We start from the raw sequence: 375 nt of genomic DNA, 5'->3' as shown, positions 1-375 counted from the left end.
CTTTTGCAGGCCGAGGGCGCAAGCCTCGCACTCAAGGCGACCGACCTTGATCTTGAGGTCAACGAAGCGACAGCCGCCATGGTGGAACAGGCAGGCGCTACGACGGTTCCGGCACATCTTCTTTATGACATCGTCCGCAAGCTGCCGGATGGCGCTGAAGTCATGCTGTCGACCAATCCGGATGGTGGTTCCATTTCGGTCATTTCCGGCAAGTCGTCTTTCCGCCTCCAGTGCCTGCCGCAGTCCGATCTCCCGGAACTGACCGCTGGTGCATTTACCCATTCCTTCCGGATCGAGGCGCAGGCTCTGAAGCGTCTCATTGACCGCACGCAGTTTGCGATTTCGACGGAAGAAACCCGCTATTACCTTAATGGC

At 58.1% G+C, this 375-nt stretch carries 1 pseudogene; it reads left to right on the top strand.

The window, feature by feature from the left end:
* A pseudogene (locus SB822_RS55350) lies at positions 1–375 on the top strand (DNA polymerase III subunit beta); the annotation flags it as partial.

It is taken from the genome of Paraburkholderia sp. SIMBA_054 (genome assembly GCF_046534875.1).
In the GTDB taxonomy this organism is placed as follows: domain Bacteria; phylum Pseudomonadota; class Gammaproteobacteria; order Burkholderiales; family Burkholderiaceae; genus Paraburkholderia; species Paraburkholderia hospita.
Note: the sequence above shows the minus strand (reverse complement) of the source record. Positions and strands in the feature narration are given on the sequence as shown.